This window comes from Mycobacterium aquaticum (genome assembly GCF_002086485.1).
Taxonomy (GTDB): Bacteria; Actinomycetota; Actinomycetes; order Mycobacteriales; family Mycobacteriaceae; genus Mycobacterium; species Mycobacterium aquaticum.
The window spans coordinates 24867-33558 of the sequence record NZ_MVHF01000068.1 but is presented as its reverse complement, the minus strand read 5'-3'; the positions used below and the strand labels follow the sequence as shown (position 1 = coordinate 33558).

At 68.7% G+C, this 8692-nt stretch carries 8 protein-coding genes; 2 read left to right on the top strand and 6 right to left on the bottom strand.

Going from position 1 to position 8692, the window contains the following annotated elements; all coding sequences use genetic code 11:
• A partial coding sequence (locus BST13_RS36395) for an aldehyde dehydrogenase family protein (protein ID WP_142282938.1) occupies positions 1-991 on the bottom strand: 991 nt, incomplete at its 3' end.
• A gap of 109 nt (positions 992-1100) precedes the next feature.
• Here BST13_RS36395 and BST13_RS36390 point away from each other — a divergent pair.
• The gene (locus tag BST13_RS36390; RefSeq protein ID WP_083170812.1) at positions 1101-1835 is read left to right on the top strand and encodes an SIMPL domain-containing protein; all 735 of its coding nucleotides are present in this window, start codon (positions 1101-1103) and stop codon (positions 1833-1835) included.
• Positions 1836-1859: 24 nt separating this feature from the next.
• On the opposite strand, the gene BST13_RS36385 is transcribed toward BST13_RS36390, so the two are convergent.
• From BST13_RS36385 to dacB, 5 genes are read right to left on the bottom strand one after another with little or no spacing between them, the layout of a single operon-like run.
• Positions 1860-4052 carry a molybdopterin-dependent oxidoreductase gene (locus BST13_RS36385; protein WP_083170806.1) on the bottom strand — a complete coding sequence of 731 codons (2193 nt, stop codon included), beginning with the start codon at positions 4050-4052 and terminating at the stop codon, positions 1860-1862.
• Positions 4053-4071: 19 nt separating this feature from the next.
• Entirely contained in the window at positions 4072-4659 is a 588-nt protein-coding gene (gene hpt / locus BST13_RS36380) for a hypoxanthine phosphoribosyltransferase (protein WP_425437104.1), read from the bottom strand.
• A gap of 5 nt (positions 4660-4664) precedes the next feature.
• Positions 4665-5624 carry a tRNA lysidine(34) synthetase TilS gene (gene tilS / locus BST13_RS36375; protein ID WP_083170805.1) on the bottom strand — a complete coding sequence of 320 codons (960 nt, stop codon included), beginning with the start codon at positions 5622-5624 and terminating at the stop codon, positions 4665-4667.
• Positions 5603-6658, bottom strand: coding sequence for a zinc-dependent metalloprotease (locus BST13_RS36370; RefSeq protein ID WP_083170811.1), 1056 nt, complete (start codon positions 6656-6658; stop codon positions 5603-5605). Before BST13_RS36370 ends, tilS begins: the two co-directional genes overlap by 22 nt.
• Positions 6655-8043, bottom strand: a complete 1389-nt coding sequence (gene dacB / locus BST13_RS36365) for a D-alanyl-D-alanine carboxypeptidase/D-alanyl-D-alanine endopeptidase (protein ID WP_083170804.1) — start codon at positions 8041-8043, stop codon at positions 6655-6657. The genes BST13_RS36370 and dacB overlap by 4 nt, the downstream gene beginning before the upstream one ends.
• Positions 8044-8171: 128 nt before the next feature.
• On the opposite strand from dacB, the gene BST13_RS36360 reads away from it, so the two are divergent.
• Positions 8172-8660: an inorganic diphosphatase gene (locus BST13_RS36360; protein ID WP_083170803.1), complete on the top strand. Its 489-nt coding sequence runs from the start codon at positions 8172-8174 to the stop codon at positions 8658-8660.
• Positions 8661-8692 lie beyond the last annotated feature (32 nt).

Below are 8692 nucleotides of genomic sequence, written 5' to 3'. Positions count from 1 at the left end.
AACGAGGCGCCGTCGGGGTCGCTCCTCGACGGCGCCTCCCCATGCCCACTTGACAGAATTCTCTACATATCAGTTGGGTGTCGGCATCGGCCGGGTCCCCGATCCTGATGGCGCAGGCCCGTTTGGCAAGCGCGGTGACGAAGTCGTCATAGATGTTGCGGTGCACCAAGTATCGCGACCCGGCCACACAGGACTGACCGGCCGCGACAAACGATGCGAACGCGGCACCTTCCGCCGCGACGACGGGATCGACGTCGTCGAACACGATGACGGGGGTCTTGCCGCCGAGTTCGGCCGTGACCCGGGCGAAGCGTGACGCGGTGGCCAGCGCAGCGGATCGGCCCGCCTCGGTGCCGCCGGTCAGCGTGATCTTGGCGATGTCGGGATGCTCGGTGAGCCGGATTCCTGCGTCACGACCACCGGTGACCACGGTGACCACGCCGTCGGGCAGCCCCGCGTCGGTCATGATCCGCATCAGCTCCAGCGTGGTGAGCGGGGTGAGCTCTGAGGGTTTGACCACCGCGGTGTTGCCGTTGGCCAGGGCAGCGGACAGGCTGCGGGCCAAGATCAGCATCGGGTGGTTGAACGGCGTGATGATGCCGCACACGCCGAGCGGCAGTCGCTGCTGATACGTCAGGTAGGGCCCGTCGCCCGGCAGCACCGCGTACCGCTGCGCGGCGAGCAGGCCTGCGTTGTAGCGGAACCACTCCGGGACGCGGGACAGCTGAGCCCTGGTCTCGGTGATCGGCCTGCCGTTGTTACGGGTCTCCAGTCGGTAGAGCTCTTCGGAGTGCTGCTCGATGGCGTCGGCGATGCGCAGCAGCAGCCGGGCGCGGGCGCTGCGGGACATGGCCGGCCACGGGCCGGAGTCGAACGCGGCCTTCGCACGGGCGACGGCAGCGTCGACGTCGGAGGGTCCATGTTCGGGCAGAGTGCTGATCACCGCGCCGGTGGCGGGATCGATGATGTCGCGGGTGAGCGGTGAGGTCATGCATCGAGTGTCAGCAGAGCTGCGACCTCGCCCTATGTTGCCGGCAACATCGTTTTGACCCAACTATGTGGATGTCAACATCGCACGCGTGCCGGTAGGGTCCCGTGGCATGGCGATCGCCGCGAATGCGAAGTTGCGAACCCGTGCTCTCGTCGCCGTGCTGGCGGCTCTGCTCATCACCGGGGTGTCGGCATGCGACGCCAAGTCCGGACCCGACGCCCGCAGCGGCTCACCCGACACCCGCCAGGTCACCGTGATCGGCTCTGGCAAGGTGCAAGGCACGCCCGACACCCTGACTGCCAACGTGGCGATGGAGTTCGTCTCGGGGGACGTCACCGCCGCGCTCAGCCAGTCGAGCCAGCGCCAGCAGGCCGTGATCGACGCGCTGGTGGGCAACAAGGTGGACCGCAAGGACATCAGCACCACGCATGTCAGCGTGCAGCCGCAGACCAACGCCGACGGCACGACCATCGCGTACCGGGCCAGCAACGCCATCGACGTCAAGATCCGCGACATCACCGCGGCATCACAGCTGCTGGCGCTCATCGCGAACACGGGCGGGGACGCCACCCGAATCAACTCGGTGAGCTACTCGATCGAGGACGATTCCCAGCTGGTCAAAGATGCTCGCGCACAGGCGTTCAACGACGCCAAGAGCCGCGCCGAGCAGTACGCCCAACTGTCCGGGCTCACCCTGGGCAAGGTCATCTCGATCTCCGAGCAGTCCGGCACCACACCGCCGACGCCCGCGCCGATGCCACGCATGGCGCTGGACTCGGTACCGGTGGAACCGGGCCAGCAGACCGTCAACTTCAGCGTGACGGTGATCTGGGAGCTGACCTGACTCAGCCTGAGCTGGATTGCCGGCTCAGCCGGCGACCGGCGCGATGTCGACGGGGATCCCGTTGAGCACGGCGGTACCCGACAGCGGATCCAGATGCGTGCCGTCGTTGAGCTGGTTGACGTTGACGCCGCGGTCCGCACTCCAGCCGTGCGGCAGTGAGACCACACCGCGCCGCATGCCGTCTGTCACCTCGATGGGGGCCAGCAGCTCACCGCCCGGACCCTTGACGATGGCGAAGTCGGTGAGCCCGAGATCAGCTGCGTCGTCTGGATGGATCTGCAATGTGCACCGGTTGGATCCGCCGGACAACGCAGGCAGGTTGTGCATCCAGCTGTTGTTGGACCGCAGGTGGCGCCGTCCGATCAGCAGGAACCCGCCGGCCGTGCGGTGCAGCGCATCGCGCAACCGGGCTACGTCGGCGACGATGGGCTCCGGAGCGAGTTCGATTCGCCCACTTGGGGTTCGCAACACTTCGGGGATGCGCGGACGCAGCGGTCCGAGGTCGATGCCGTGCGGATTGGCCTTGAGCTGTTCCAGCGTCAGCCCGTCGGGCTTGGCGCCGAACGCGTCGCCGTAGGGCCCGAGCCGCAACATCATGTCGAGACGGCGTTCATAGCCCGGGCCGGGGTGCAGCATCGCGGTGAGCTCGTCGACGTCTCGCCCCGCCACCGGTGAATCAGGGTCTGCGGTCTCCTTCGCGAGCGTCGTCGCGATCACCTGCGCGTCGACGATACCCGGATCTGCTTGCGCCCCAAGGCCATACAAGATGAGCGCGAGCCGGGACAGGATCTCGGGCTCGGAGGGCCGCCCGTCGAGCGGCAGCACCGGCGACGAGTAGCGCACGTTGTTGCGCACGGCGAGGTTGTTGAGTGCGACGTCGAAGTGGGCGCTCTGCGCCGGGGGTGGCGGCGGCAGGATGACGTCGGCGTGCCGCGTGGTCTCGTTGAGGTAGGGGTCGACGGACAGCATGAATTCCACACTGGCCAAGGCTTTTTCGAGTCGGTCGCCGTCCGGCGCGGAGAGCACGGGGTTGCCCGCGACGGTGATCATCGCCTTGATCTGGCCATCGCCGGCGGTGTCGATTTCCTCGGCGAGCGCAGCAGCCGGCAGCTCCGACAGTGCTTCCGGGTAACCCGAGACGCGGCTGACCCAGCGCCCGGTCTTGAACCCGCGGCCCGGTTTCGCCGGGCGTGGCGCCGGAGCCGTCGCGCCGAGCGGGAACATCGCGCCGCCCGGCCGGTCGAGGTTGCCGGTGAGGATGTTGATGACGTCGACGAGCCAGCTGCCGATCGTGCCGAATTCGACCGTGGACGTGCCGATCCGGCCGTAGACCGCCGCGGTCGGGGCTGCCGCGAGTTCGCGTGCCAGCGCGCGGATCTCCGCCGCGGGCACGCCGCAGGCCTGCTCGACGGCCTCCGGTGAGAATTCGTCGGCCAGGACGCGGACCTCTTCGACACCGGTGACGTGCTCGGCGATGTCACCGAGATCGACGAGGTCCTCGTCGAACAGCACGTGCACGATCGCGAACAGCAGCGCGGCGTCGGTGCCGGGCCGCGGCGCGAGGTGACGGTCGGCGAGTTCGGCCGTGCGGGTGCGGGCCGGGTCGATGACGACGAGCGTGCCGCTGCGGTTGCGCAATGCCCGCAGCTTGCCGGGGAAGTCGGCTGCCGTCGCCAGGCTGCCGTTGGACACCAGCGGATTGGCGCCGATGATGACGAGATAGTCGGTGCGGTCGAGATCGGGCACGGTGAACGCGACCGGGCTGCCGAACATCAGGCCCAGCGACACGTGTTTGGGCATCTGATCCAGCGTGCTCGCGCTGAACACCTGCCGGGTGCCCAGGCCCCGGATGATCAGCGGCGCGTAGAGGCTGCCCGCGATGGTGTGCGCGTTGGGGTTGCCGAGGTACACCCCGACAGAGGATCCGCCGTGCTCGCCGATCACCGCGCCGAGCCGCTCGGCGACGACGGCGTACGCGTCGTCCCAGGTGGTCTCGGTCAGCACGCCGTCGCGGCGCACCAGCGGGCGCGTCAACCGGTCCGGATCGTTGTCCAGCTGCGCGAAGCTCGCACCCTTCGGACAGATGAACCCGGCACTGAACACGTCATCGCGGTCACCGCGGGCACCGGTCACCCGACCGTCGGAAATGGTCAGGGTCAGGCCACAGGTGGCCTCACAGAAGGGGCAGATCCGCAGGGCGGTGCTGGTGTCGGCCATGCGTGCGATTCTGCGCCGGTTAGGTCTGCTCGTACACCTTCGGTTCGAGGGTGCCGATATAGGGCAGGTCACGGTAGCGCTCGGCGAAGTCCAGCCCGTACCCGACGACGAACTCGTTGGGAATGTCGAAGCCCACATAGGCGACGTCGAGCTCGGTCTTGACGGCTTCAGGTTTGCGCAGCAGCGTGCACACCCGCAGCGAGCGCGGATGGCGCGTGGCCAGGTTGCGCAGCAGCCATGACAGCGTGAGCCCGGAGTCGATGATGTCCTCGACGATCAGCACGTCACGATCGTTGATGTCGCGGTCGAGGTCCTTGAGGATGCGCACCACACCCGACGACGAGGTGGACGAGCCGTACGAGCTGACCGCCATGAACTCCAGCTGGGTGGGCAGCGGGATGGAGCGGGCCAGATCGGTGACGAACATGACCGCGCCCTTGAGCACCGTCACCAGCAGCAGGTCGTCGCTGCCCAGGTTGTCGCGATACTCCTCGGCGATCATCTCGGCCAGTTCGGCAGTGCGGGTCCGGATCTGCTCCTCGGACAACAGCACCGATTTGATGTCTCCTGCATACAGTTCGGCAGAGTCGACGGCCACGGGGAACAGCCTAGCTACACGGGTTCGATGTGGAGCCTCAGCACCCCGCCGTGGCGGCCGGCGATCAACCTTTGACGGCGCAACGCCGAGCCCACAGCCACACCACCCTGCCCGCGCCACGCCGTGACCAACCGGTTCGCCGCGCGGATCTGGGTGTCGGTGAGCCCGCTGGCCCCGCCTGACATGAGCCATCCTCGGATGACCCGGCGGCGCAGCGCGTCGGGCAGCGCTGCCAGCCGGGCGGTGTCTAGGCCGCCGTCGCCGGTGGCCGCGTCGTCGAGGGCGTGCCGGGACAGTTCGTCGAGCGCGTCGGAGTCTTCGCGCAACGCGCGGGCCGTCCGGCCGAGCGCTTCGGCCACTCCCCCGCCCAGCACATCCTCGAGAACCGGCATGACCTCGTGGCGCAACCGCGACCGCGTGAACCGCGCATCGGTGTTGTGCGGGTCGCGCCACGGCGTGAGCCCGAGTTCGTCGCATGCCGCGTGGGTCAGCGCGCGGCGAACCTCCAGCAGCGGCCGATGCCACGGCGGATCGTGTGGCCGCATCCCGGCGATCGACCGTGGCCCCGATCCCCGGCCCAGCCCCAGCAGCACCGTCTCTGCTTGATCGTCGAGAGTGTGGCCGAGCAGCACCGGCGCATCGGCGCGGGCGGCATCGAGCGCCGCGTAGCGCGCGGTCCTGGCTGCCGCCTCGGGTCCACCCGCAGCGCCCACGTTGACCGAAAGCACCTGCGCTGCAACACAACCCAATTGCACTGCTTGTTCGCGCGCGGCCTCGGCCACTTCGCGGGAACCGGCCTGCAGGCCGTGGTCGACGATCAGCGCGGTCGTTGGCCGCTGCGCCACCGCAATCGCGGTGAGCGCCAACGAGTCCGGTCCACCGGAGAGCGCAACACACCAGTGGTCGCCGTCGATCTGCGCACCGACCGTCGCCACCGCACGCCGCAGCGCAGCTACAGCACCCGATCGATCCATCGCTGCGGTTCGTCGATTTCTGTTGGCATCGGCAAGGTTTCAGCGTTCGACCAGACGGTGTTGAACCGGGCCATACCGACCGCGGCCACCACATGGTCGACGAAGGCCTTGCCGCGCGTGTACTGGCTGAGCTTGGCGTCGAAACCGAGCAGCGCCCGCACCAACCGCTGCACGGGCGGCTGTTTGCGTTGTCTGCGCTCGTCGAACCGGCGCCGGATGATGTTGACCGACGGCACCACCGCCGGTCCGACGGCGTCCATGACGTGGTCGGCATGGCCCTCCAGCAGCGTGCCGAGCACCAGCAACTGGTCGAGCGCCTTGCGCTGCGGTTCGGCCTGTACGGCCCGCACGAGGCCGAGCACGCCCGTCGAACCCGGTTCGGGCGCAACGCCGTTGCGTTGGTTGCGGACGTAGGTGGCCAGCCGTCCCGCGACCGCGGCGACGTCGTCGCCGGCATCCTGGGTCAGCACGGCCAATGCCTCGGACATGTGCGTGGCCAGCCACGGGTTGGCCCGGAACTGCACGCGGTGCGTGACCTCATGCAGGCACACCCACAGCCGGAAATCCGCTGGGGTGACCCGCAATTCGCGTTCCACGGCGATCACGTTGGGGTACACCAGCAGCAGTTCACCGCCATCGGGAGCGAACGGGTCGTACTGGCCGAGAATGCCCGACGAGATGAACGCCAGCACCGCGCCGGTCTGCGCGCCGGTGACCCGCCCCGTGATGAACCCAGGCTTGTGTTCACTGTCATCGGCGCCGCCCGTCATCACCCGCATCGAACGGGTGGCCGCCCGGATCCAGTCGGGACGGTCGACGACGCGGGCCTCCGGTACCTCCGCACCTTCGTTGAGTCCCGTCACCTCGCGCACCGGCATCTCGGCGGCCCGAGCGCTCTCGTAGAGCTGGTCGATCGCGATCTTGCGCGTGTAATCGGTGAACGCCGGGGCCGGCCGGGCCAGCTTGGCGCCGACCGTCGCGGCGAACTCCCAGTCGACGGCACGGCCAGCGGTCAGCGCGGAGGGGCGGCTCATGCGCCGCACCCGCATGAGCGCAGCACGGCCGCCACCGCGTCGATGGCCGTGCGGCCGGTCGCTCCGGCGTTGTTGGACAGCAGTGCGAACGTCAGCACCCGGCCGCTGGCGTCGGTGACGATCCCGGCCAGAGCGTTGGTGCCGGTCAGTGAACCGGTCTTGGCCCGCAGCCAACCGGCTGCCGCCCGGCCGGATTCGGTGTCGAGGTAGCGGTTGGACAGCGTGCCGCTGCCACCGGCCACCGGGAGGAGGTCGACCAGTGGACGCAGCTTGGGTTCGGTGGTGCCCGAGGCCGCGGTGACCACGCCGTCGAGTGTCCTCGCGGTCAGCCGGTCGAACACCGACAATCCGCTGGAGTCGACGAGCTTGGCGCCGCTGGTGTCGATGCCGACACTCTGCAGCTGCCCGAGCACGGATTGGACGCCGCCGTCGAAGCTCTGCGAGTGATTCAGCTGCTCGGCGACCTCGCGCGCGATGGATTCGGCCATCACGTTGTCCGACTCGTTCATCATCTGGCGCAGCCGCTCGATCAGCGGGGCCGACTGCACCTGCGCGATCTGCCTGCCGCCGAACTGCGCGAGCCGGGTTGCCGACACCGTCACGGTGGAGGGATCGACCTTGAGTGCGACGGCCAGCGCCTTGCCTGCCTCCAGAGCCGGGGTGGTGGTGCGTCGGGAATCGACGGTGGCCGGCTGGATGCGACCGCAGTCGAGCATCACGGGTTCCATCGGCGCGATGTCGCCGCCGCCGATATCGGAGGGATCCCAGCCCGGAGCCATCGTCGGCCCCGTGTAGGCACTGGTGTCCACCGCGACCGCAGTGACCCGCACCCCGCTCTGCCGGATCTGATCGGCCAGGTCGCTGATCCGGGCAGCGCCCTTGTACCAGGTGTCGGTACCGGCCGGGGCGTCGGACAGCGTGGTGTCGCCGCCGCCTTTGAGCACCACCAGACCGGGCTGTTGGTCGGAGGCCACGACGGTGGTGGTCAGCCGCGCCCCACGGTCGAGCGTGAGCAGCGCCGCTGCCGTGGTGAGCACCTTGTTGACCGACGCGGGTTGCATCGGGGTGTCGGCATCCTGCTCCCACAGCTGCGCCCCCGTGGCGGCGTCCGTCACGCGGCCGGTGATCTCGCCGAGGTCGGGGTTGGCCAGGGCGGGCGCCAACGCGGCGGCCAGCCCACCGACGGTGGGGGTCGGCGCCGACATGTCGACCGGGGTGATCTCGGGGCTGGCGGTGGCCGCCGGCGGGGCAGGTTTGGCCGCCGCGGCATCGCTGGATTGCCGCCCCGTCAGGATGGCAGCGACAGCAACCACGGCGGCAACCAGCGCCAGAACCACGACGCCCACCGCCACGTGGGTGGAACGCCGCCACCGAGTGGGCCGCATAGTTCTCCTGCTCATTCATCGACGGGGACCAGGCACCCCGCTGCGCCAGCCTATCGCTGGATTAGGGTTGACCCGCGTCGTCGCCCGACGACCCAAGCCTCAACCGCAGATGCGAAGGAGCCACGACGGTGGAGTTCGACGTCGTCATCGAGATCCCGAAGGGTTCACGCAACAAGTACGAAGTTGACCACGAGACGGGCCGGGTCAAGCTCGACCGCTACCTCTTCACGCCGATGGGTTACCCCGCCGACTACGGCTTCTTCGAGAACACCCTCGGCGAGGACGGCGACCCGCTGGACGCGCTGGTGCTGCTGACCGAATCGGTGTTCCCCGGCTGCATCGTCGAAGCTCGGCCGGTCGCGATGTTCAAGATGACCGACGAGGCAGGCGGCGACGACAAGCTGCTGTGCGTCCCGGCCGGTGATCCGCGCTGGGACCACATCCAGGACGTCGGCGACGTTTCGCAGTTCGAACTCGACGCCATCAAGCACTTCTTCGTGCACTACAAGGATCTCGAGCCGGGCAAATTCGTCAAGGCTGCCGACTGGGCCGGCCGCGAGGAGGCCGAGGCCGAGTTGCAGCGGTCGATCGAGCGGTTCAAGGCGCAGGGCCACTGATTTAGCGTCCCTGTAACACGGGGTAATACCCC